This window comes from Roseibium sp. RKSG952, assembly GCF_009711355.1.
In genome coordinates this window covers 161,172-182,394 of sequence record NZ_SMMF01000956.1, presented here as the reverse complement: position 1 = coordinate 182,394, position 21,223 = coordinate 161,172, and the positions used below count along the sequence as shown (strand labels likewise).

The 21,223-nt window shown below is 55.7% G+C and carries 23 protein-coding genes; 8 read left to right on the top strand and 15 right to left on the bottom strand.

Annotation, left to right across the window (positions count from 1 at the left end; all coding sequences use genetic code 11):
- The 5 genes from E1297_RS38370 to E1297_RS38350 form a co-directional block, all read left to right on the top strand.
- Positions 1-211, top strand: a 211-nt coding sequence (locus tag E1297_RS38370; protein ID WP_209016252.1) for a hypothetical protein, incomplete at its 5' end; no start/stop codon positions are given.
- Positions 208-1,023, top strand: a complete 816-nt coding sequence (locus E1297_RS38365) for a TatD family hydrolase (protein WP_155147568.1) — start codon at positions 208-210, stop codon at positions 1,021-1,023. The genes E1297_RS38370 and E1297_RS38365, both read left to right, overlap by 4 nt.
- Positions 1,020-1,817 carry an MBL fold metallo-hydrolase gene (locus E1297_RS38360; protein ID WP_155147567.1) on the top strand — a complete coding sequence of 266 codons (798 nt, stop codon included), beginning with the start codon at positions 1,020-1,022 and terminating at the stop codon, positions 1,815-1,817. The genes E1297_RS38365 and E1297_RS38360 overlap by 4 nt, the downstream gene beginning before the upstream one ends.
- Before the next feature lie 69 nt (positions 1,818-1,886).
- Positions 1,887-2,819, top strand: a complete 933-nt coding sequence (locus E1297_RS38355) for an AEC family transporter (protein WP_155147566.1) — start codon at positions 1,887-1,889, stop codon at positions 2,817-2,819.
- 67 nt (positions 2,820-2,886) lie between these two features.
- Positions 2,887-3,582 carry a CbiX/SirB N-terminal domain-containing protein gene (locus E1297_RS38350; RefSeq protein WP_155147564.1) on the top strand — a complete coding sequence of 232 codons (696 nt, stop codon included), beginning with the start codon at positions 2,887-2,889 and terminating at the stop codon, positions 3,580-3,582.
- A gap of 81 nt (positions 3,583-3,663) precedes the next feature.
- Here E1297_RS38350 and E1297_RS38345 read toward each other — a convergent pair whose 3' ends face one another.
- From E1297_RS38345 to E1297_RS38325, 5 genes are all read right to left on the bottom strand, one after another.
- Positions 3,664-4,656 (bottom strand): GGDEF domain-containing protein, encoded by a 993-nt coding sequence (locus E1297_RS38345; RefSeq protein WP_155147562.1) that lies wholly within the window; start codon positions 4,654-4,656, stop codon positions 3,664-3,666.
- The gene (locus E1297_RS38340; RefSeq protein ID WP_155147560.1) at positions 4,653-5,240 is read right to left on the bottom strand and encodes a heme NO-binding domain-containing protein; all 588 of its coding nucleotides are present in this window, start codon (positions 5,238-5,240) and stop codon (positions 4,653-4,655) included. The genes E1297_RS38345 and E1297_RS38340 overlap by 4 nt, the downstream gene beginning before the upstream one ends.
- Positions 5,241-5,375: 135 nt before the next feature.
- Complete coding sequence (locus E1297_RS38335) at positions 5,376-6,935, bottom strand: trimethylamine methyltransferase family protein (RefSeq protein ID WP_155147558.1); 1,560 nt, start codon at positions 6,933-6,935, stop codon at positions 5,376-5,378.
- Positions 6,936-7,055: 120 nt separating this feature from the next.
- A complete protein-coding gene (locus tag E1297_RS38330; protein ID WP_155147555.1) occupies positions 7,056-7,748 on the bottom strand; it encodes an HAD family hydrolase in 693 nt (230 codons plus the stop codon).
- Between the two features lie 28 nt (positions 7,749-7,776).
- Entirely contained in the window at positions 7,777-8,061 is a 285-nt protein-coding gene (locus E1297_RS38325; protein ID WP_155147553.1) for a DUF3572 domain-containing protein, read from the bottom strand.
- Positions 8,062-8,149: 88 nt separating this feature from the next.
- Between E1297_RS38325 and E1297_RS38320 the strand changes: the two genes are divergently transcribed.
- On the top strand, positions 8,150-9,550 hold the full coding sequence (locus E1297_RS38320; RefSeq protein ID WP_155147551.1) for a diguanylate cyclase: 1,401 nt from the start codon (positions 8,150-8,152) through the stop codon (positions 9,548-9,550).
- A gap of 5 nt (positions 9,551-9,555) precedes the next feature.
- On the opposite strand, the gene E1297_RS38315 is transcribed toward E1297_RS38320, so the two are convergent.
- Genes E1297_RS38315 through E1297_RS38300 form a run of 4 tightly spaced genes read right to left on the bottom strand, consistent with a single transcriptional unit; the run spans position 9,556 to position 11,589 of the window.
- A complete protein-coding gene (locus tag E1297_RS38315) occupies positions 9,556-10,029 on the bottom strand; it encodes a periplasmic heavy metal sensor (RefSeq protein ID WP_155147549.1) in 474 nt (157 codons plus the stop codon).
- On the bottom strand, positions 10,026-10,379 hold the full coding sequence (locus E1297_RS38310; protein WP_155147547.1) for a hypothetical protein: 354 nt from the start codon (positions 10,377-10,379) through the stop codon (positions 10,026-10,028). Before E1297_RS38310 ends, E1297_RS38315 begins: the two co-directional genes overlap by 4 nt.
- Complete coding sequence (locus tag E1297_RS38305; RefSeq protein ID WP_155147545.1) at positions 10,372-10,986, bottom strand: RNA polymerase sigma factor; 615 nt, start codon at positions 10,984-10,986, stop codon at positions 10,372-10,374. The genes E1297_RS38310 and E1297_RS38305 overlap by 8 nt, the downstream gene beginning before the upstream one ends.
- Before the next feature lie 6 nt (positions 10,987-10,992).
- Positions 10,993-11,589 carry an EF-hand domain-containing protein gene (locus E1297_RS38300; protein ID WP_368669814.1) on the bottom strand — a complete coding sequence of 199 codons (597 nt, stop codon included), beginning with the start codon at positions 11,587-11,589 and terminating at the stop codon, positions 10,993-10,995.
- Positions 11,590-11,671: 82 nt separating this feature from the next.
- Between E1297_RS38300 and E1297_RS38295 the strand changes: the two genes are divergently transcribed.
- Together E1297_RS38295 and E1297_RS38290 are read left to right on the top strand one after the other, a co-directional pair.
- Positions 11,672-12,070 (top strand): DUF983 domain-containing protein, encoded by a 399-nt coding sequence (locus E1297_RS38295; protein WP_155147542.1) that lies wholly within the window; start codon positions 11,672-11,674, stop codon positions 12,068-12,070.
- A gap of 25 nt (positions 12,071-12,095) precedes the next feature.
- Positions 12,096-12,797, top strand: coding sequence for an NUDIX hydrolase (locus E1297_RS38290; RefSeq protein WP_155147540.1), 702 nt, complete (start codon positions 12,096-12,098; stop codon positions 12,795-12,797).
- A gap of 13 nt (positions 12,798-12,810) precedes the next feature.
- Here the strand turns inward: E1297_RS38290 and E1297_RS38285 are convergent, their stop codons facing one another.
- From E1297_RS38285 to nuoL, 6 genes are read right to left on the bottom strand one after another with little or no spacing between them, the layout of a single operon-like run.
- On the bottom strand, positions 12,811-14,478 hold the full coding sequence (locus tag E1297_RS38285; protein WP_155147538.1) for a ribonuclease J: 1,668 nt from the start codon (positions 14,476-14,478) through the stop codon (positions 12,811-12,813).
- Positions 14,475-15,254, bottom strand: coding sequence for a type III pantothenate kinase (locus tag E1297_RS38280; RefSeq protein WP_155147537.1), 780 nt, complete (start codon positions 15,252-15,254; stop codon positions 14,475-14,477). The genes E1297_RS38285 and E1297_RS38280 overlap by 4 nt, the downstream gene beginning before the upstream one ends.
- Positions 15,255-15,265: 11 nt before the next feature.
- On the bottom strand, positions 15,266-16,015 hold the full coding sequence (locus E1297_RS38275; protein ID WP_209016249.1) for a biotin--[acetyl-CoA-carboxylase] ligase: 750 nt from the start codon (positions 16,013-16,015) through the stop codon (positions 15,266-15,268).
- Between the two features lie 54 nt (positions 16,016-16,069).
- Positions 16,070-17,512 carry an NADH-quinone oxidoreductase subunit NuoN gene (gene nuoN / locus E1297_RS38270; protein ID WP_155147535.1) on the bottom strand — a complete coding sequence of 481 codons (1,443 nt, stop codon included), beginning with the start codon at positions 17,510-17,512 and terminating at the stop codon, positions 16,070-16,072.
- A 15-nt stretch (positions 17,513-17,527) separates the two neighbouring features.
- The gene (locus E1297_RS38265) at positions 17,528-19,069 is read right to left on the bottom strand and encodes an NADH-quinone oxidoreductase subunit M (RefSeq protein WP_155147533.1); all 1,542 of its coding nucleotides are present in this window, start codon (positions 19,067-19,069) and stop codon (positions 17,528-17,530) included.
- Positions 19,069-21,222 (bottom strand): NADH-quinone oxidoreductase subunit L, encoded by a 2,154-nt coding sequence (gene nuoL / locus E1297_RS38260; RefSeq protein WP_155147531.1) that lies wholly within the window; start codon positions 21,220-21,222, stop codon positions 19,069-19,071. Before nuoL ends, E1297_RS38265 begins: the two co-directional genes overlap by 1 nt.
- Between the last annotated feature and the right edge of the window lies 1 nt (position 21,223).

Here is a 21,223-nt window from a genome sequence, read left to right as displayed (position 1 = left end):
CGGCAGCCCGCCTGTTCCCGAGGCCGCCCCAAACGAGGCAGAGACGCTGGCTCGCCTGTCGACCTCACCCCAAAAGGCCCGGCAATGGGCCGAAGCAGCGGCTCTGATCACGGCACGGGCGCGACATGGTCAGGCGGTGAACCTTGACCCTGCCGCTCTGGTCCTAGATACGGTGTTCAAGATACAGGAAACCGCCGGTCAGAGCAGATGAGCGATACCACAATTCCCCCGGAGATCACCGATAGCCATTGCCATCTGGATTTCCCGGATTTTGACGGCCAATTGGACGAGATTGTTACCCGTGCAGCCGAGGCCGGAGTGACTCGCATGGTCACAATCTGCACCCGGCTGCGGAATGAGCCAACTGTTCGGGCCATTGCCGAAAACCACGCGCCAGTTTTTTATGCGGCGGGTACGCATCCGATGAGTGCGGCTGAAGAGCCAATGGCATCAGTGGAAGAGCTGGTTAACCTGGCGAAACATCCCAAATTCGTGGGTATTGGGGAAACCGGACTGGATTACCACTACACCGCCGACAGTGCCGAGGTACAAAAAACATCGCTGCGCATCCACATTGAGGCAGCCCAACGCACAGGGTTACCGCTGATCATTCACGCCCGCGCTGCAGACGATGACATGGCGCGTATCCTGGCAGAAGAGCATCGCAACGCACCCTACACATGCGTCATGCATTGCTTTTCTTCCTCGGCCGAGCTTGCAAAAGCCGCGTTGAACCTGGGTTTTTATCTGTCGATGTCGGGCATAGCTGCCTTCCCCAAAAGCCAGGAACTACGCGACATATTTGCGATGGCTCCTGTTGACCGGGTTTTGGTTGAAACGGATGCGCCCTATCTTGCGCCCCCGCCATATCGCGGCAAGCGCAATGAACCTGCTTACACCGCTCATACTGCGCGCAAGGGCGCCGAGGTGTTTGGGATGGACTACCCCGAATTCGCTGCACAAACGCAGGCCAATTTTGACCGGCTCTTTGCAAAGGCCGCATCTTACAAGGTCGCTGCATGAGCGGTTTGCGCTTCACCATTCTGGGTTGCGGCTCGTCCGGTGGTGTCCCCCGTTTGGGTGGACATTGGGGCGATTGTGATCCGGACAATCCAAGGAACATTCGCCGTCGCTGCTCGATGCTGGTGGAGCGGGATGGGCCAGACGGTACGACCTCGGTCCTGATCGATACCACTCCGGATATGCGCAGCCAGCTGCTGGACACTGGTACCGGTCGACTGGATGGCGTCGTTTACACCCATTCGCATGCCGATCATGTCCATGGCATCGATGATCTGCGCATGATTGTCTTCAACATGCGGACCCGGGTTCCGGTCTGGGCTGATGGCGACACCCAAAACGCATTACTCGGGCGTTTTGGCTATGCCTTCATACAGCCAGAGGGCTCTCCGTACCCACCGATCCTGGATCTCAAGTCCATCGACGGGCCGTTTGAAATTGATGGACCCGGTGGCCCGATTCCATTTCGTCCATTCAAGGTCAATCACGGATCAATCGACTCACTGGGCTTCAGGATGAACGATCTGGTGTACCTTCCTGATGTTGCTGAGATTTACGATGATGCGTGGTCGGAATTGGAAGGGCTCGACTACCTTGTCATCGACGCGCTGCGCCGTACGCCGCATCCCACACATGCACATTTGGATAAAACACTGGAATGGATCGAACGCCTGAAACCCAAACAGGCCGTTCTGACTAACATGCACATCGATCTCGACTATGCCACGGTCGATGCTGAAACCCCTGATCACATCACCCCTGCATATGACGGTATGGTGATCCATCAGCCATTATAGGCGGAACGCTGCGCGCGCCCGTCATATCTCCGTCTGCAGCGGACAAGTCAGACTGGCAGGGACGATAAGATGCTCCAAAGCCTGATCAACGTCATTCTGCCGGTCTTCCTTGTGATCGGTGCAGGATATGCTTCCACCCGTTTGGGCTATTTCAAGGAAATCCATATCGACGGGCTGATGAAGTTTACTCAGGGCTTTGCGATCCCATGCCTGTTGTTTCTTGCAATCGCTCACCTCGATCTAAGCGCCAGCTTTGATCCGCGACTTTTGGCCAGCTTCTACACAGCAGCGGCCCTCTGTTTCACGGCAGGCATGTTCGGTGCGCGTTTGATCTTTAAACGCGACTGGGAGGATTGCGTTGCCATTGGTTTTTGCTGCCTCTTCTCCAACTCTGTTCTGCTGGGGTTGCCCATCACAGAACGAGCCTACGGCCCAGATAGCCTGACCGGAAACTACGCCATCATCGCCTTCCACTCTCCGTTTTGCTACGGCGTCGGGATCACGGTTATGGAGGTCATTCGAAATCGCGGTCATGGAAGTGCACGCATGGTCAAATCCGTGTTTTCAGCGATGTTCAAAAACGCCCTCATTCTGGGCATCGCACTGGGGTTTCTGGTCAACCTTTCCGGAATGATCATCCCGGCCGTTGTGGATGAGGCTTTGGATCTGATCACGCGGGCCGCATTACCCGGCGCGTTGTTCGCATTGGGCGGAGTATTGGTCAAATACAAGCCTGAGGGAGATCTTGTAGCAATCAGCTTTGTCTGCTGCATCTCGCTGATCCTGCACCCGGCTCTGGTATGGATGTTTGGCTCTTTGACTGCTTTGCCGCAGGATCTGTTTCGCTCTGGCGTTCTTACGGCTGCGATGGCGCCAGGTTTCAATGGCTATATATTCGCAAGTATTTACGGCCGCGCTAAACGCGTCGCGGCGTCATCTGTGCTTATCGGTACAGGGGTTTCAATCCTCTCCGTATGGATGTGGCTAACTTTGCTGGGTTAGGGAAAAATCTCTGTTGACTATGAGCCAAAGCGGTACACTTAACGCTAAATTGTCAGGAGCTTAGCGGATGTCGCACGCTGTTATTGTTGCCCATGGTCAGCCATCTGATCCGGAGCCAGCCGAGGCTGCGCTGGCTGAGTTTGCTTCCGATATCTCAACGCTGGCGAAGCGGGTTTCCGTTCATTCGGCCACACTCGCTGCGCCGGACGCGCTGGAGGCCGCTCTCGACAGCTTGCCCGAAAACAGCGTGATATACCCGCTTTTCATGGCCAAGGGATGGTTCGTAACCAGTGCATTGCCTAAGCGTGTTGGGAATCGGATTATCAGGATACTTGATCCGCTGGGTATCGACCCGGATCTGCCTGATCTCGTTGCGAGCAGCGTACGGAACGCAGTTTCAGAACTTGGCTGGCAGACAGAGTCTACTGATCTGGTGATTGCCGCCCATGGCTCTGGTCGCAGCCGAAACCCGTCAGCTGTGGCCGGTGAATTTGTGGATCAACTGACCAAACGAATGCCATTTCAGAGCATGCGTCTGGGCTTTGTTGAGGAACTCCCATCGATTGCCGAAGCTGCCGCAAATACCGGGGATCAGGCACTTTGCCTTCCTTTCTTCGCCTGTAGAGGTGGGCATGTTCTAGAGGATGTCCCGCAGGAACTGAGTAAAGCGGGTTTCCGCGGGCAGACGCTGCCGGTGATAGGTGAATTACCCCCAATCAAGCAGCATATTGCGGGAATTCTGGATAAGGCCTTTGCAACCTGACAAGAAATACCAAACAGGCGCCGCCAGATTGCACCTGAGCCAGTATTGCTCTGTTCTTCGCATTGACCGCAGGGCTGAGTATCACAGCTGAGCGTTGCTAGGGACGGAGTAAAAGCAACTGCAGGAGCGGCCGCTGCGTTTGGCTTCGTACAATGCAAGGTCAGCCGCATGCAGTACCTCCGACACTTTCGGCACCTGAAACTGTGTTGACAATGCTATACCGATACTCGCGGAAATTTCGCAGGATGCGCCCTGGAATGATATCGGTTCCTGTAAGCGAGAGATCAGACGCTCGGCAATCCGCGCCAATATTTTAGGATCCACCAACCCCTTGAGGATTAATACAAATTCATCGCCACCTACCCTGGCAATAGTATCGTCTCGGCGGGTTTCATCCAGCATGATTTGTGAAGCCACCTTAAGAACCTGATCCCCTGCAGCATGACCAAACCTGTCATTGACCAATTTGAAGAAATCCAGATCCAGATGCATCAGCGCGAATGGCAATTTGGAAGCGATCAAATGCTCCAGAACATGATCCATTGCCCGTCTGTTTCTAAGACCTGTCAGCGTATCGGTAACTGCCTGTTCTTCAGCGGCTAACATAGCCCCCTGCAGTCGCAAATTCAGCGATCTAGATGCCTCCATAGCTGCTGATTTTGCTTCGACGAGGTATAGGAGCTCAATGGCCAGATCTGTGCCAGAGAAATCCGCACTAGTCAGGGCGTAGTCGCGAACAGCGTCCAGAATCGAAATCCCAAAAGACAGATTGATGACCGCACCGTTTCCGGTCGGCAAGGGTGCGACCAACCCCTTGAGGGCAGTTCGTGGCTCATCATGAAATTTCAGGTGTACCTTTGTGCCCGCCATCGACATGAGTGCCGGAACCGTCGATACATTCCTTGGTCGCAGCAGTTCAAACAGATCAAGAAACCTCATCCCTGTCATCTGCAGATCAGGTCGTAACTTCTGCAACGTTGGCCCAACCTGTTGAATTTCCCCATCCTTATTCAGCAAAAGAAACATCGGGCACAGAGTTTCCAGGAGGGTCGCGAGATCGTTTTGCTCCATCATTGCTTGCGTGCCCCCAGATCAAACCGGCGTCCTTCGGAAAATGCACTTTCAAACAAAGACATCGAGATCACTTCGACGCCGTCCCTATCTCCGTCATGAGACAGCATAACCAATGCACCATAGTCATCCGCCATCGCCCGCAGAACCCCCACCATGACACTGGAGTAACCGGGCAACCCCGGATGGCATTTCAGTTCATATTCGGATGGTGAAAGCTCACACAATTCAAGCGCAGGCAAATCTAGATCAGACACCGCCAGCCTGACCCGATCCGAGAGATCGTCCAGCGAATGTAGAAACTCGACATAGGTCACACCGCCGAACCTCAACAATCGGCGCAACCCTTCCATATTTGGGTGTGAGACCAGGTACGTTCCCAAATCCTCAAGAAACTCTGATTTAGGGCGTTTTAAATCAGCACAAAGCGCATCAAGAACGCGGCTGGATAAGCCCTCTTCATAAACCAGCATCGCCTCGAATTGAGCAAAGCCCAATCCTGCTGCCTCAGTCGCGCGCAGCCAGCACGCACGACCATATGTTGCACAAACAAACGACTGTATCGCGCTGTTGATCAACCCGTGCATGGAACGCCTCACTCGAACACATGCACCACTTCACCCGACAAAGCTTAACAAATACCGAAGACACGCCATGGATTGCAGTAAATGCCCTGCAATCTCAACTTGATACACCAATTGTTCCTGTGCTTGGCAAACAGATCAGAAGTCTGTGGGAGCTCCGCCTTCAGCCTTCCTTCGCGCAACAAAATCTGCCAGCTCCTCTCGCACAGCGTCGTCCATCGGCGGTGCCTCAAAGCTGCCTATGATTTCCTTGAACATGTAGTGCGCACGCTCAGCCGTCCAGATGCCGCCAGCCACTTCCCAACCTTCGTAATTCTTCCAGTCACTCAGGAAGGGTTGATAGAACGCCGTGGTATAGCGATCCTGTGTGTGCTGGATTCCAAAGAAATGGCCATCATTGCCAACTGAGCGGATCGCATCGAGTGCAATTTCGTCAGGACCGGTGGCGTTGATCTGCGGATCCATATAGCGCTGAATTTGCTGCAGGATTTCACAATCCATGATAAACTTCTCGGGGCTGGCAATCAGCCCGCCCTCAAGCCAACCAGCGGCATGGTAAACCATGTTGGTCCCTGACTGGACAGCGGCCCACAGCGAATTGGACGTCTCCCACATCGCCTGTCCATCCGGCACATTGGCTGCGCAGACACCTGAAGAACGCATTGGAAGGCCATAATACCGCGCCATTTGTCCTGTCATCTGAGTGGATCGCATATATTCAGGTGTACCAAATGCGGGTGCACCGGACTTCATGTCTACATTCGAGGTGAAAGTACCGATCGCACATGGGATTCCAGGCCGGACATACTGAAATAGAGCAATTGCGCACAGACCCTCAGCCAGCGACTGCGCCACCGCGCCGGCCATGGTTACAGGCGCCATCGCGCCGGCAAGCGTAAACGGCGTCACGACAACGGCCTGACCACGACGGGCAAGGCGCAAACAGCCATCGATCATCGGATGGTCATGCTTCAACGGCGAGGTTGAATTGATGTTGGAATACATCCGCGGAGTCGCCTCGAATTCCTCATGGCTCAGACCACCGGCGATGCGGACCATCTCCATCACGTCCTCGACCCGCTCTTTTCCAAGGCAATAGGCGTGCATTACCTTATCCGTCAGGGTCAGTTTGTCATAGAGAACGTCCAGATGGCGGACACTTGCATGAATATCGACCGGTTCAACCGGATAACCGCCGGCAAAGTGGATGCAATTGAAATACTGAGTCAACTTCAGCAAGTTCCGGCACATTTCACGGTTGCCCGGAACTTTCTTTCCAATCTCCATATCCCAATAGTTCGGGGGTGAAGACACGTTCCCGAACACCATGGTTTTACCACCGATTTCGATCGTACGGTCCGGGTTTCGGGGCGTGATCGTAAATTTACTCGGGGCCTTGCCTACCATTTCCATAACGAAGTCGCGCCCCATGCGAACGTTATCGCCATTCACGATGCACCCCGCCTCTCGCAGGATAGCTTTGGCTTCTTCGTTATAGAATTCGATCCCGATCTCTTCGAGGATACGCATTGCCCCCTCGTGAATCGCTTCTACGCCTTCGGGACCCAATGGTTCGGTCGGCCGATCAATGTTCACTGGCGGGTTCCAGGGCATCTGCTCGATGACTTCGGCACCTCTGCGGGCTGCGGCTCCAGCACGGCCGCCGCCGCGGCGCCTGCGTGTCGTGTTGTCGGCCATTTGCTCCTCCGGCATTTGCTATTTTTCAAGCAAGCCCCGAAGCGACAGGTTGTGGCCGCTCTGTCTGCGACAGGTTGTGTCGGTTTTAATAGATGAAGCGCCGAAACCTGCCCCAGATGATCAGTTTTCTGCAAGCCATCCCGGAATATGCCCGATATCGGGCAGCACGACATCCGCCATTGGGGCGAGATCTTCAGCGGTCGCAAGACCGGTCAGCACTCCGATCGTTGTCATACCTGCAGCGCGCCCAGCCTCCAGATCATGCAGACTGTCACCCACCATCGCGATATTCGATGGTTCGATACCTACATGTTCTGAAAAGGCCAGCAATTGCCCTGGCCCTGGTTTGAACCCATGGCCGCTATCATAACCTGCGACAAAGTCGAAATGATCGCGAATGCCCACCGAGGCCAGATGCTCAAGTGCAGGCATTTCTCCATCATTTGTGGCCAGTCCCACCTTTTTGCCACTGTTTCGAAGTTCCTCGAAAAAAGCAGTCAATGGCACCGCCGGAATTTGCGGGGCCTGAGCCGATTCCCTGTTCAGCATTCCTACCAGTTCATCCCGCGAAACATCTCCTAGATGCGGCAACAGCACCTCGGCAATCTCATCAACTGTACCTGCAATGACCACGCTGTCTTCAGAGTACTGGCTATTGGCGAGATCGAAGCCGATGACCTGCCCTAATTCAGCAGCTCGGGTCTCGTCACCTTCGGCAAGGCGCAACAAAACAGCGCGACCAAATGCTCCCCAAGTCGCAGCGAAATCAAACAGAGTCCCGTCCTTATCGAACAAGAGGGCGTCAATTGGCATTCCTGGTGCTCCTACAAATGCACTGGGTTCAGGTCCAATGGACGTCTGAACCGCCGGATAACTGCATGCGGGCCTGACCGGGAAGATCATACGGCACCGCGTTGGCGTCACAAAAGTCCACGACCCACGAATCGTCAAGCATCAGAAAGTCCAAAACCGAAGACAAAAACTCGGACTCGCCAGCCCTTTCGCGTAAATCTTCGGTCGTCGCACCTGTTGCCCCCAGAAAAACCGGAAGCAGTTCTTCGTTGCCGACAAGCCAGCCAAGTACTTTTAGCGCCAGTGTTTCCGCAGATTCAGCAGAGATCGCCATCAACAAGCCTCTGATTGGAGTTTGGAAAGAGTTTATTAACCAGAGTCATAAACACTTTGCTAACGCGTGCAATCAACGGTGAACAACTATGTCCGTGCAGGGAACCATCCTTGTCCTCGACGGGGTATCGACCAATCGTATCATGCTGAAAGTTCAGCTGACAGCAGCGTGGTATCACGTCGTGCAGGGTGAAAAGCTGAATGGTCTTGGACCATTGCTTCGGCGAACTCGGCCAGACCTTGTACTGACATCCCAATCACTACCCGACGGCTCAGCCTCTGACGTCAAAAAGCTTATGCTCACCGACCCCATGCTCAGGGATGTACCGGTGGTCGCAATCGCCCCACACAACGACAAGGCTGCGCGCCTTCGCGCCTTGTCTGACGGGCTGGATGATGTCCTGGCCTATCCTTTTAAGGACACTCTGCTGCTTGCACGAATTCGCAGCTTCTTGCGTATGCGGGCCGATATGCAGGACTTGAGGATCAAGGACGACCCACAAACTATGGGTCTCGCGGAACCCGCAGCTGCGCTGATATCACCACCCTCTGTTGGTCAGATCGGCATAGTGACACAAAGCCACCGCACTAGCACACTTTGGCAACGTGCGTTGGCTACGAAAACACGTCACCAGTTGACCTGCCACACTCAATCAAACCTGAAAGGCATTTTGTCAGGTCAGGTTCCTGATGCGATTGTCGTCGAACTGGGTAACGATACCAACGGCCTGAATGTGCTGGCAGATTTGCGATCCCGCGGTACGACTCGACACACCGCTTTGATCGGGGTCCTGCCTGAGGAAGATGGTCAATTGGCAGCCGAGGCACTGGACATGGGGGCCGATGCGGTCTGCATGGGCGAGTTCTGTCCCCACGAACTGTCTCTGAGGGTCGATACACTGGTTGCACGCAAGTCCCGGGATGATCAAATGCGCGCGTCGCTTCGAAAAGGGCTAGCGGATTCATGGATCGATCCGTTGACCGGTCTGCACAATCGCCGATTTGCGATGTCTGCGATGGCGCAGATAGTTCGGCAATCGGTACAAGCCAAACATGCGTTTGTGCTTATGTTGGCGGATCTTGATCACTTCAAGGCCATCAACGATCAACACGGTCATTCAGTCGGTGATCTGGTTCTGACCGAAACGGGCAAACGCATTCAGGATGCACTTGGCGAAACCGGATTTGTCGCACGTATCGGTGGCGAAGAGTTCATGATTGGAATTCCTGCCGTGACGAGGCTGGGCGCGATGCGCATGGCCGAAAGGATTTGTGATTGTATCTGTGAAAACCCTTTCCTGTTGCCGGGGCGCACGGCCCCGATCGAAGTTACAATCAGCATAGGCCTGAAGGTCGGCGAACCTCCGTTCCCAACTGCCGCTGAGGATATGGAAACTGTCGAAGACCTGATGCGAAGTGCCGACAAAGCCCTCTATGCGGCCAAGAAAGCAGGCCGCAACCAAGTTCGTATGAGACAGAGCGCGGCCTGAACTTTTCAGTCTTTCTTCTTATGCCGATGTGGCCCACGTTCTACCACTTCCTGCAGCCTTTCGGCATAAGCAATCCGCTCGTCGTCGCTCATTTCGACAACGCGCGACAACCATTGCTCTTGCAGAGCTTGCTGCAAATCGGCGGTCGATTGCGCCTGCTGCGCCAACAGGACTTGAACTGTATCAGGATCAAAAGGCACAGTGCGCAAAACCTGGCTCAACGCTTCAAAGTCCTGTTTACGAGTGTTGGATCCCTTTTTGTGCAGATACGACAACTCACCTCGCAAAGCCTTGCGATCAGCCCCTGGTAACGCCCTGTAGAGAGCAGGCCCGAATCCTGGAGGCGTTTTTGCATGATCACCACCGCGGAACCTTAGTGCGGTTCCCAGCACGACGCCCACCACCAACAGATTGAGGGCAAGAGAAACCGTCAGCAAAATGGGCATCCAGCGGCGTTTTGGCTTGGAATTTTCGCTCATTCCGCATCCTCCAAATAGGCTGTATCCAGACCAAGATCAGCGACCAGATAAGCTGTATCCTGCGAGATCAGGTAATTTGCAGGATCGGGCAGAAATGACGGTGCTGAAAAGCCGATCCAAACACCAGCAGCACTGGCTGCAAGCAGTCCGCCCATCCCCTGCCATCCACCTACGTTGTCAAACAGGTGCCACCATGATCTGCGTTTCGCCTCGGTTGGCGGCGCAAGCCGGCTCAACCGTACGGACTCAGCGTCTGTCATCATCCGAACAGCCAAATCATCAGGCAGCTGCGAACGCTCCTGTCGCGCCTGGGCGAACAAACGATCCAGTTCTGTATCATCGTCAGTCATTGTCATACCCCAGTTCATCTCGACGCCCGGCCAGTATTGCAGCCAGGGACCGTTTCCCACGCGCGGTCAGGCTCTCGACCGCTTCTACGGAAATGTCCATGATCCCAGCAATTTCGGGGTTAGACAATTCCTCGATATGCCTGAGGACCACGGCTTCCCTCTGCCGTTCAGGCAATTGCGACAAGGCGGTCTGCAATGCATCTTTCCGCGCCTCATCCTGCATCTTTTCGACCACGCTTGCTGAGCCATCCTCTGGTTCAGCAACTTCATTCAAAGCGGCGTGGGTTTTTTTACGCCGAAGGTCCACACACAGGTTCAACGTAACCCGATACAACCAGGTCGAGACCTTTGCCTGCCCCGGAACCCAGTCTGGCGCCATCTGCCAAAGGCGCATCATTGCCTCTTGCGCCACATCCTCGGCCTCAGCCTGATTGCTCAGCATCCTTAGCGCGACCGAGAAACTGCGTGGTCCAAGCCGGTCCGTCAGCAAACGGGCAGCACCAGCATCACCATCAGCAAATTGCCTCAGCAACATATCGTCGCTGAGTTCGGTCGCGGCGAACTGGTCGCCGCGAACCTCGTGCGGTGAGGAAGTCAGATCCTCCATCCTGCATCAGTTGCTGTCTGAACCCGCATTATCACGCTTCTTCTTGTGCCGACCCATCTTATCTTTTGCATCGGCGAATTCCTGTTCCGAGATCGATCCGTTGCCATCTGCGTCGATCCGGTCAAACATCTTGCCGGCGCGGCGCGGTTTCGGCAGCTCGTCTTCGCTCAGGTAACCATCGCTGTTGGCATCATGCTTTTCAAACATCTTTGTCACGCGGTCACTGGCTTTTTTCTGGGCAGCCGCCTGCATCTCCTCGACACTCAGCTGACCATCACCGTTGGTGTCAGCATTGATGAATCTCTGGGTGCGATGCGCCTGCATTTCTTCTTTGGTCACCTGACCATCACCATTGGCATCAAGCTGCTGGAAAGTGACCGGCTCGCGATCGCCTTGCCCTTTCGCCAGGGCTGTTGTGCCCGTGATAGCAACTGCAGACAGAACGATAGCGGACATAAACGTTGCACTTTTCATAACATTCTTCCCTTTTTTGGCGGCCCAGTGCCGCTGCTCATACCTATTCAAACGCAGCGCCAGTGGATTTCCGTCGCCACCAGAGAGAATTTTTTGTAGGTTTGTGTGAGAGCGCGTGTTGCAGTCCACCCGCCGCAAAGCGACGCACCCCCCTTTTATACAGCCCAAAACAATAGCAGTATCAGCCCAATTCGAACGCGCGAGTATCAAGATGACAGATCAGACTATCGAAACCATTACGGAAGACGAACGTCCGACATGGCCAGCTGTAGTTAAAGGTTTCAAATGCCGTTGCCCTAATTGCGGCAAGGGTAAGCTTTTGCACAGCTATCTGAAAGTAAACGACAATTGCTCAAACTGCGGTCAGGAATTGTTCCATCATCGCGCCGATGACGGGCCCGCCTATTTGACTATCCTGATCGTGGGTCACTTGCTGGCGCCAGCGCTGCATGTCTCATATGTGCACTGGCGACCCGATCCTTTGACGATGGCCCTGATGTTCTCGGTTGGCTGCGTCGCACTGTCGCTGTACCTTCTGCCGAGGCTAAAGGGAGTCGTCGTTGCCTATCAGTGGGCACGCCGGATGCACGGTTTCGATAAAACCGACTGATCCCTTCCACCAGAGCGGAGGGGACATGACCATCGACAAGACCGCAATTCGCAATGCCGCGACTGTAATCGTTCTGCGCAACCGCCAGAGCGACCCGGCAATCCTGATGGGGCAGCGCGGCGCCTCTGCGGCCTTTATGCCGAACAAGTTTGTGTTCCCCGGCGGTGCCGTTGACCCTGCAGATGCCGAAGTTCCTTTGGCCACTGCCCTACCCGACATTTGTCATCAACGGCTGGCTGAGAAATCACCGGAAGGATTGCAGAACGCCTTGGCAGCGGCTGCAATTCGCGAATTATGGGAGGAAACCGGGCTGGTGCTGGGACAACCGGGCCAATGGTCAGGTGCCTTGCCAGCCGATTGGCAGTCTTTCGCGGACATGGGGTTTGTTCCTTCCGCCGAAGGTTTGCAATTCGTGTTCCGTGCAGTCACACCACCGGGACGACCACGTCGCTTTGATGCGCGGTTCTTTCTGGTAGATGCCGAAGCCATTCAGGGCGATCTGGACGATTTCACCCATGCGTCGGACGAACTGTCCCATCTGCAGTGGATCAAACTGCACGAGGCGCGCAACTTCGATCTGCCTTTCATCACCGAGGTTGTTCTGGCCGAAGTTGCCGCGCGTGCTGCAGATCGCACCCCGCCGGAGACGGTTCCGTTCTTTTTGAACAACGAAGAGGCGAGCCTGTTTCTACAGCTCAAAGGCTACCCGATGCCGGAGACCGGATAGCCGGGATGGTCGGTTAGCGCATCCTGCTGATAACGACAGTCACCTCGGGCTTTTTGCCGATTTCCACCTGCGCACTTTGGCGGGCAATCCGGCGCAAGCCTTCCTCCAACTTGTCGTCATCGCGCAGAGTTTTTGCCTCTGCCCGCATCAGGAACTGGTTCAGATCTTCTTCCAGCACTTCGATCAATGCTGCGCGCGAGGTACCTGTTTCAGGCAGACCCATCGTGTCGCAACACGGCTCGCCCAGTGGTTCGTCTTCTTCATCCAGAATAACTGTGATCGTCACATGCCCGTTCAGCGCCATCCGAATGCGGTCGCGTACAACACCATCCAGCGCACCAATTTTGACGGTGCCGTCCAAGTAGGTCCGGCCCGTTTCAATATAGTCGACGACTTGTGGCACGTTGCCGGTCAGATCCAGCATCGTACCATTAACCGCCAGAATACCTGTTCGACCTGCAGCCTCGGCCAACTTGGCGTGTTCGCGCAGATGGCGGTGTTCGCCATGCATCGGGATCACCATCTGAGGGTCGACAAGAGCATGAACCTTTTCTAGGTCCGGGCGGTTGGCGTGACCGGAAACGTGATAAAGGCCCGAACTGTCATCTACGACATCCACGCCCTTCTCGCTTAACTGGTTCATGATACGGATCACACCGCGTTCATTTCCGGGGATCGTTTTGGAAGAGAACAGGAAAAGGTCACCATCCTTGACCTCAAGCCCGCGATACTTTCCACGTGCCAACTGCGCGCTCGCGGCACGGCGTTCGCCCTGACTGCCGGTCACGATCAACATCAGGTTTTGACGCGGCAAATCCAGCGCTTCTTCCGCACTGATCACACGCGGAAAATCCGTCAGAATGCCTGTCTCAGTAGCCGCCTCAATCATACGACGCATAGCGCGCCCTAACAGAACAACCGAGCGGCCGGCCTTTGCCCCCGCCTCTGCCAGAGTTTTCACACGCGCCACGTTCGAAGCAAAGGTGGTCGCAATGACCATGCCCTCGGCCTCTTCAACCAACCTTGTGATTTCAGGTCCGACATCGGATTCCGAGCGCCCCGGATGTTTTGAGAAGACGTTCGTGCTGTCGCAAACCAATGCCTTAACACCAGATTTTGCCACTTCGGCCCACAGATCCGGGTCAAAAGGCTCGCCCACAATCGGGTCTGCGTCCAGCTTGAAGTCACCCGTATGCACAACCCGTCCACTTGGCGTGTCGATCACCAGCCCGGCACTTTCGGGGATCGAGTGCGAAACAGGCAGGAAACCAACTGTGAACGGCCCCGCCTCGATCTGCTCTGGCCAAGATGACGCTGTGCGAACAGCTTCGACTGGATGGCCATGTTCATCCATTTTTCGACGCGCGATATTCGCCGTGAATGCGCGTGCGTAAACCGGTGCCCCCAGCGCCTCATAGCAATGTGCTACAGCACCAATATGATCTTCATGCGCGTGGGTGATAAAAATCGCCTCCAGACGATCGGCCCGCTCTTTCAACCAACTGATGTCCGTAAAGATGAGATCCACCCCCGGCGAGGTATCCATGTCGGGGAATGCCACACCGAGATCCACAAGGATCAAACGCTCCTGCCCCGGTTTGCCATAGCCATAAACATAGGCGTTCATGCCAATTTCGCCTGCGCCGCCCAGCGGCAGGTAGATCAGTCGTTCGCTGCTCATGTCGAGCCATTATCCTTGTTATAGCGATGTATCACAGTCAGACCGTGCATCGTCAGATCATCTTCGATTGCGTCGAACCCCACGTCGGCCTGATCGAACAAAGGCGCCAGCCCACCGGTTCCAACGACTTTCATCGGCATTCCATATTCAGCCTTGATGCGGGAAATCAGCCCCTCGATCAGCCCGGAATAGCCCCAATACACGCCGGACTGGATGCAGCCAACCGTATTTGTGCCAATCACTTTTTCCGGCCGGGTGATGTCGATATGGGGCAACGCAGCGGCCCCCTGGTGCAGCGCCTCAAGGCTCAGGTTCACACCCGGTGCGATGATGCCACCAACATACGCCCCATCCGCCGCAACAACGTCGAAATTCGTGGCGGTTCCAAAGTCAACCACGACGACATTGCCACCATGGCGATCAAACGCACCGGCGGCATTTGCCAAGCGATCCGGGCCGGGCACTGTCCCTTCGTCGATACGGGGATTCACGGGCAACAGACATTCAGGTTTACCGACCACCAGAGGTCGACAACCAAAGAAACGATCCGCGAAAACGCGCAGGTTGAACACAACACGCGGTACGGTCGAGGCAATAATCACATCAGTGATATCCGCTTCGATCCCATAGTGTTTGACCAGCGTCGAGTACCACGTGAAATAGGCATCGGCAGTACGCGCGTGGTGCGTCGAGGTACGCAGGGTGCACAGGAATGTCTCGCCGTCCCAGATCGAGAAAACGGTATTGGTGTTGCCGCAATCGATTGCCAGAAGCATCTGCGCCCCTTTCAGAAAAACACATCCGCCGCGGGAATGCTGACGCGGCCTTTGGCGGTGTTTAGGACAAGGTTGCCCCCTGCGTCCACCGTTTCAAAGGTCCCGACCGTTTCCGACGCTGCGGTACGCGCGGTGATGACCTCCCCCAACCGTGCCGCCCGCGAGAGCCAGGCAGTCCGTATTGGTTCGAAACCATAGGTTACAAACTGCGTCTCATACCGGGCATAAGCAGCCGCAAGTTCCGTCAAAAAGTCCTCGGGCGTGACATGCGCACCGGTTTCCGACAGTAGTGAGACCGGGCGGACAGCCCCAACCTCGACCATGTCCGCACCCGGGGCTTCGGCCAGATTAACCCCGATCCCGATCGACAAATGTGAGACGCCTCGCCCATGCCCGGTGCTTTCCAGCAGAATTCCTGCCAGCTTGCCACCATTCAGCAGGACATCATTCGGCCATTTCAACGACAGACCACTAGCGCGACCTGTCACAGCGACGCATGCATCAAACAACGCAAGTGCAGCAACGAAGCTGCGAAGGGCAGCCTGCTCGGGGTTGCCCTGTGGACGTAGCAGCAATGTTGCAGCCAGGTTTCCCTTGGGGTTGGCCCAGGCCCGTCCCCGCCGACCACGCGCCGCCGTCTGGTGATGGGCCATGATCCAGACTGGCCCCTGCGCCGTGGGCGCAATGCGCGCAGCCTCGTTCAGGGTGCTGTCCACCTCCTGCACGACGTGCAGTCCATATCCACTTGGCCAGTCGTTCACGTCAAAAAGGCCCGGTCCATTGACCGAGCCCCCTTTTGCTTGAGTTGGGTCGTTTTAGTTGACAAGTGTGACCGCCGCAGCCGCAGCTGCCCCTTCGATACCGAACTGATAGAATACACCGATCAACATCAGCGCTGCTGATCCCATCAGAGCGACCCACAGGACCGGAGAAGGATTGGTCTCGATCGGGTCTTCGTTTTCAGCACCGAAGTACATGTAGAAAACGATCCGCAAATAGTAGAACGCACCGATGACCGAAGAAATTGCAGAAACGATAACCAATCCGGTCAGACCAGCATCGATACCCGCCTGCCAGACACCGAACTTGGCGAAAAAGCCCAGCATCGGCGGAACACCGGCGAGGCTGAACATCAGGATTAGAACCGCCAGAGCCTTGCCCGGATCGCGTTTCGCGAACTGGCGCAGCGCGTCGATATCCGTCACCGGCTTCCCGTCTCGTTCCATCATCAGGATGAAGGCAAACGTACCGATGTTCATCGTGACGTAAATCGCCAGATACATCAGCATGGCCTTGATCCCCAGCTCGGTTCCTGCAGCAAGACCGATCAGGGCGTATCCCATATGTGCAATCGACGAGAAAGCCATCAGCCGCTTGATGTCCCGCTGCCCAATCGCGGCAACGGCGCCAAGCAGCATCGACAACACAGACAACAGCACAATCACCTGCTGCCAGTCCTGCACCACGCCTCCAAAGGCGTCATGCAGCAAACGCGCAAACAGGGCCATTGCTGCCACTTTGGGTGCTGTCGCAAAGAAAGCGGTGATCGGCGTTGGCGATCCCTCATACACATCCGGTGTCCACATGTGGAACGGAACAGCCGAAACTTTGAAGGCCAAGCCCGAAATCAGGAAGATCAACCCGAACAGCAGCCCCAACGACACTTCGCCGTGATGAACCGTCTGGACGATGCCCGAAAACAGGGTGGTGCCGGTGAAACCATATACCAGCGACGCACCATACAGCAGCAGACCCGAGCTGAGTGCGCCCAGCACAAAATACTTCAGGCCCGCTTCGGTCGACTTCGCGCTATCGCGCCGCAATGCTGCCACAACGTAGAGCGACAGCGATTGCAGCTCCAGCCCCATGTAGAGCGACATCAGATCACCTGCGCTGACCATCATCATCATGCCAACGGCTGCAAGTGCCACAAGCAACGGATACTCAAAGCGCAGCAGATCGCGGCGGGTCATGTAGTCTTGGCTCATCACCAGAACCGCCGCAGCAGAGAGCAGGATCGCCACTTTCGCAAACCGGGCGAACCCATCATCGACGAACATGCCGTTGAAAGCTACACGTGTACCGGCACCATTTGTCACGATCCAGAAGGACAACAGCGCCATAAGGCCCGCCGTCGTCCAGACCAGCACAGGCGCCAGCGCATCCTTGGTTGTATAGACAGCCCCAAGCAGCGCCACCATCGCATAGATCGCCAGAACAATCTCCGGCAGGATTACATTCAGATCAGCTTGGATCATGTCTCCAAAGCTCCCTTAGTGCGAGGCGACCTGGGTCGCAGCCTCAGCCGCGGCCAGAGCCGTGTCATAGTTCGAAATCAGCGCTGCGGTAGAGTTCCCGATCACATCCGTAACCAGAGATGGATATACCCCAAGCAAAATGGTCATCAGGATCAGCGGCGCGAAGATCAGCCGCTCACGCGAACTCATATCGGTGATCGACTTGAGGCTTTCCTTGATCAGATCGCCAAAGACCACCCGCCGATAAAGCCACAGCGCATATGCTGCCGAGAAAATAACACCCGTTGCCGCGACTGCGGTCACCCAGGTGTTAACCTGGAACGTGCCCATCAACGTCAGGAATTCGCCAATGAACCCGCTGGTGCCCGGCAAGCCAACATTGGCCATGGTGAAAAGCATAAAGACCAGCGCATAGGCGGGCATCCGGATCACCAGACCGCCATAAGCCTCGATATCGCGCGTGTGCATCCGGTCATAGATCACACCGACACAAAGGAAGAGCGCGGCTGAGATGAAACCGTGGCTGAGCATCTGGAAGATTGCACCATCGATACCCTGCTGATTGGCTGCAAAAATACCCATGGTCACAAAACCCATATGCGCGACCGAGGAGTAGGCAATCAGCTTTTTCATATCCTCCTGCACCAGCGCGACAAGTGAGGTGTAGACCACGGCGATTGCCGACATCCACAGCACGACATCTGTCATGACCGCCGATCCCACCGGGAACATCGGCAGGCTGAACCGCAGGAAACCATAGCCCCCCATTTTCAGCAGGATTGCCGCCAGTACGACCGACCCGGCGGTTGGCGCCTGCACGTGGGCATCCGGCAACCAAGTGTGAACCGGCCACATCGGCATTTTCACCGCAAAGCTGGCAAAGAAGGCGAGGAACATCAGGGTTTGCAGGCCACCTACCACATAGATGCCCAGCACACTGAAGCCTTCGGACGAGAACTGATGGTGCATCAACGCCTCGATATCCGTGGTACCCGCATCCGAGTACATCGCAACCATCGCCACCAGCATCAGTACCGAGCCGAGGAAGGTGTAGAGGAAGAACTTGAAGCTGGCATAGATACGATCTTTGCCACCCCAGATACCGATGATCAGGAACATCGGGATCAGACCTGCCTCGAAGAACAGGTAGAACAGCACCAGATCAAGCGCCATGAATACGCCCAGCATCAGCGTTTCAAGCAGCAGGAAGGCGATCATGTACTCTTTGACGCGATCGGTCACTTCCCAGCTGGCCAGAATGGTCAATGGCATGATGAAGGTGGTCAGCAGTACGAACAGGACGCTGATACCATCCACACCCATCTTGTATTTCAGCCCCATCAGCCACTGGCCTTCTTCCACCATCTGGAAGCCGGTGTTGGAGGGGTCAAAGTCCGTGTAGATCCCAATCGAGACCAGGAAAGTCACTGTCGTCGCCAGCAACGCGATCCACTTGGCGTTTTTCTGCGCCGCCTCGTCATCCCCATGCAGGAACAACGCCATAAGAGCTGCCGCAATGGCGGGGATGAACGTAACAATGGAGAGGATGTTATCCATTAGTGTGCGCCTCCGCCGATCGACATCCAGGTGACAAGGGCTGCGATGCCCAGAACCATCCAGAAGGCGTAAGTAAAGATGTACCCGGTCTGCGCCTTGCCAGCGAGACGGGTAAAGAAGGGAACAACCCCCATTGCTACTCCATTCAGGAAGCCATCGATCACGTTGCCATCGCCGCGCTTCCAAAGGAAACGGCCCAACGCAACGGTTGGTTTGACAAAGACCGCATCGTAGATTTCGTCAAAATACCACTTGTTGAGCAGGAACAGGTACAGCGGACGCTGGTTTGCAGCCAGACGCGCGGGCAACGCAGTATTTTTGATGTAGAACCAGTAAGCGATGACAAAGCCCAGCAGCATCGCGGCAAACGGCGAAACCTTTACCCATTTCGGGGCCGCATGCGCGTCGTCCAGCACATGGTTGTCTGGAGCGATATAGATCGCGCCTTCACCCGGCTCACCGGCGAATACGTAGTGGTGATAGCCCTCTTTCGCATCCTTGTCGCCATGCGCAGCGTCATCGGCATGGCTATCATCTGCATGCGCGGTGTCGCCATGTGCCGCTTCGTCACCATGCCCTTCGGCCTTGCCATGATCACCGGCTTCGGCATGTTCTGACGCTTCAGCAACGGGAATGCCGTAGAACTTACCAACCTTGTCCGCGTGACCAAAGAAGTTACTGTACCAGATCATGCCGGCGAAAACTGCACCCAGAGACAGCACGCCCAAAGGCACCAGCATAACCATCGGGCTTTCATGCGCGTGGTCATGAGTGTGCTTGTCTCCGCGCGGCTCACCATAAAACGTCAGGAAGATCAGGCGCCAGCTGTAGAACGAGGTGAATGCAGCCGCGATCACCAACAGCCAGAAGCCATAAGCCGAACCACCTGCATATGCGCTCTCGATGATCGCATCCTTGGAAAGGAACCCGGCGAACCCGATTGTCGTTAGCGGAATGCCGACGCCAGTGATCGCGAGTGTCCCGATCATCATGGCCCAGAAGGTATAAGGAATCTTTTTCCGCAACCCGCCATACTCGGTCATCTCCTGCTCGTGATGCATCGCGTGGATTACCGAACCGGCGCCAAGGAACAACAACGCCTTAAAGAAGGCGTGGGTGAACAGGTGGAACATGGCGGCCGAATACATGCCGACGCCAGCCGCAACAAACATGTAGCCCAACTGCGAACAGGTCGAATAGGCAATCACGCGTTTGATGTCGGTTTGAACCAACCCCACGGTTGCCGCAAAGAATGCAGTAGTCGCGCCCAGAACGGTCACGAAACCAGCTGCGCCGGGTGCGAACTCGAACAACGGAGACATTCGACAAACAAGGAACACACCCGCAGTAACCATGGTCGCAGCGTGGATCAGCGCCGATACAGGCGTCGGGCCTTCCATCGCGTCCGGCAACCAGGTGTGCAGGATCAATTGCGCAGATTTACCCATCGCGCCGATGAACAGCAGCACGCAGATCACCTCAATCGCAGTCCACTCTCCCCAAAGGAAGTGCAACTTCTCTTCTGCAAGTGCAGGCGCTGATGCAAAGATGTCCGAGAAGTTGATGCTGTCCGTCAGGAAGAACAGCGCGAAAATCCCCAGCGCAAAGCCAAAGTCGCCGACCCGGTTGACGACAAACGCCTTGATTGCGGCCGCGTTTGCAGATGGTTTGCGATAGTAGAACCCGATCAGCAGATAAGACGCGACGCCGACGCCTTCCCAGCCAAAGAACATCTGAACCAGATTATCCGCCGTCACCAGCATCAGCATCGCGAAGGTGAAGAAGGACAGATAGGCAAAGAAGCGCGGCTTATAGCTCTCGCCCTCACGCCATTGCGGATCGTGATCCATGTAGCCGAAGGAATAGAGGTGAACGAGCGCGGAAACAGTCGTTACCACGATCAGCATGATTGCGGTCAGACGGTCCAGGCGAACGGCCCAGCTTGTCGACAGCGATCCGCTCTCGATCCAGCGCATGATTTCGATCTGTTGGGTCACGCCGTCGAAGGTAAAGAACACGATCCACGACAGCAGACAAGCCAGAAACAGCAGACCTGTCGCGGTCCACATGGCGGCTTTCTCGCCAATGAACTTCCAGCCGAACCCGCAGAGCAGCGCGCCCACCAACGGGGCAAAGAGGATGGTGGTTTCCATA

Bases quoted from the DNA above. Each gene is read 5' to 3' on its own strand.
- E1297_RS38365 (WP_155147568.1), top strand. From the start codon at position 208: ATGAGCGATACCACAATTCCCCCGGAGATCACCGATAGCCATTGCCAT.
- E1297_RS38360 (WP_155147567.1), top strand. From the start codon at position 1,020: ATGAGCGGTTTGCGCTTCACCATTCTGGGTTGCGGCTCGTCCGGTGGT.
- E1297_RS38355 (WP_155147566.1), top strand. From the start codon at position 1,887: ATGCTCCAAAGCCTGATCAACGTCATTCTGCCGGTCTTCCTTGTGATC.
- E1297_RS38350 (WP_155147564.1), top strand. From the start codon at position 2,887: ATGTCGCACGCTGTTATTGTTGCCCATGGTCAGCCATCTGATCCGGAG.
- E1297_RS38345 (WP_155147562.1), bottom strand. From the start codon at position 4,656: ATGATGGAGCAAAACGATCTCGCGACCCTCCTGGAAACTCTGTGCCCG.
- E1297_RS38340 (WP_155147560.1), bottom strand. From the start codon at position 5,240: ATGCACGGGTTGATCAACAGCGCGATACAGTCGTTTGTTTGTGCAACA.
- E1297_RS38335 (WP_155147558.1), bottom strand. From the start codon at position 6,935: ATGGCCGACAACACGACACGCAGGCGCCGCGGCGGCGGCCGTGCTGGA.
- E1297_RS38330 (WP_155147555.1), bottom strand. From the start codon at position 7,748: ATGCCAATTGACGCCCTCTTGTTCGATAAGGACGGGACTCTGTTTGAT.
- E1297_RS38325 (WP_155147553.1), bottom strand. From the start codon at position 8,061: ATGGCGATCTCTGCTGAATCTGCGGAAACACTGGCGCTAAAAGTACTT.
- E1297_RS38320 (WP_155147551.1), top strand. From the start codon at position 8,150: ATGTCCGTGCAGGGAACCATCCTTGTCCTCGACGGGGTATCGACCAAT.
- E1297_RS38315 (WP_155147549.1), bottom strand. From the start codon at position 10,029: ATGAGCGAAAATTCCAAGCCAAAACGCCGCTGGATGCCCATTTTGCTG.
- E1297_RS38310 (WP_155147547.1), bottom strand. From the start codon at position 10,379: ATGACTGACGATGATACAGAACTGGATCGTTTGTTCGCCCAGGCGCGA.
- E1297_RS38305 (WP_155147545.1), bottom strand. From the start codon at position 10,986: ATGGAGGATCTGACTTCCTCACCGCACGAGGTTCGCGGCGACCAGTTC.
- E1297_RS38295 (WP_155147542.1), top strand. From the start codon at position 11,672: ATGACAGATCAGACTATCGAAACCATTACGGAAGACGAACGTCCGACA.
- E1297_RS38290 (WP_155147540.1), top strand. From the start codon at position 12,096: ATGACCATCGACAAGACCGCAATTCGCAATGCCGCGACTGTAATCGTT.
- E1297_RS38285 (WP_155147538.1), bottom strand. From the start codon at position 14,478: ATGAGCAGCGAACGACTGATCTACCTGCCGCTGGGCGGCGCAGGCGAA.
- E1297_RS38280 (WP_155147537.1), bottom strand. From the start codon at position 15,254: ATGCTTCTGGCAATCGATTGCGGCAACACCAATACCGTTTTCTCGATC.
- nuoN (WP_155147535.1), bottom strand. From the start codon at position 17,512: ATGATCCAAGCTGATCTGAATGTAATCCTGCCGGAGATTGTTCTGGCG.
- E1297_RS38265 (WP_155147533.1), bottom strand. From the start codon at position 19,069: ATGGATAACATCCTCTCCATTGTTACGTTCATCCCCGCCATTGCGGCA.
- nuoL (WP_155147531.1), bottom strand. From the start codon at position 21,222: ATGGAAACCACCATCCTCTTTGCCCCGTTGGTGGGCGCGCTGCTCTGC.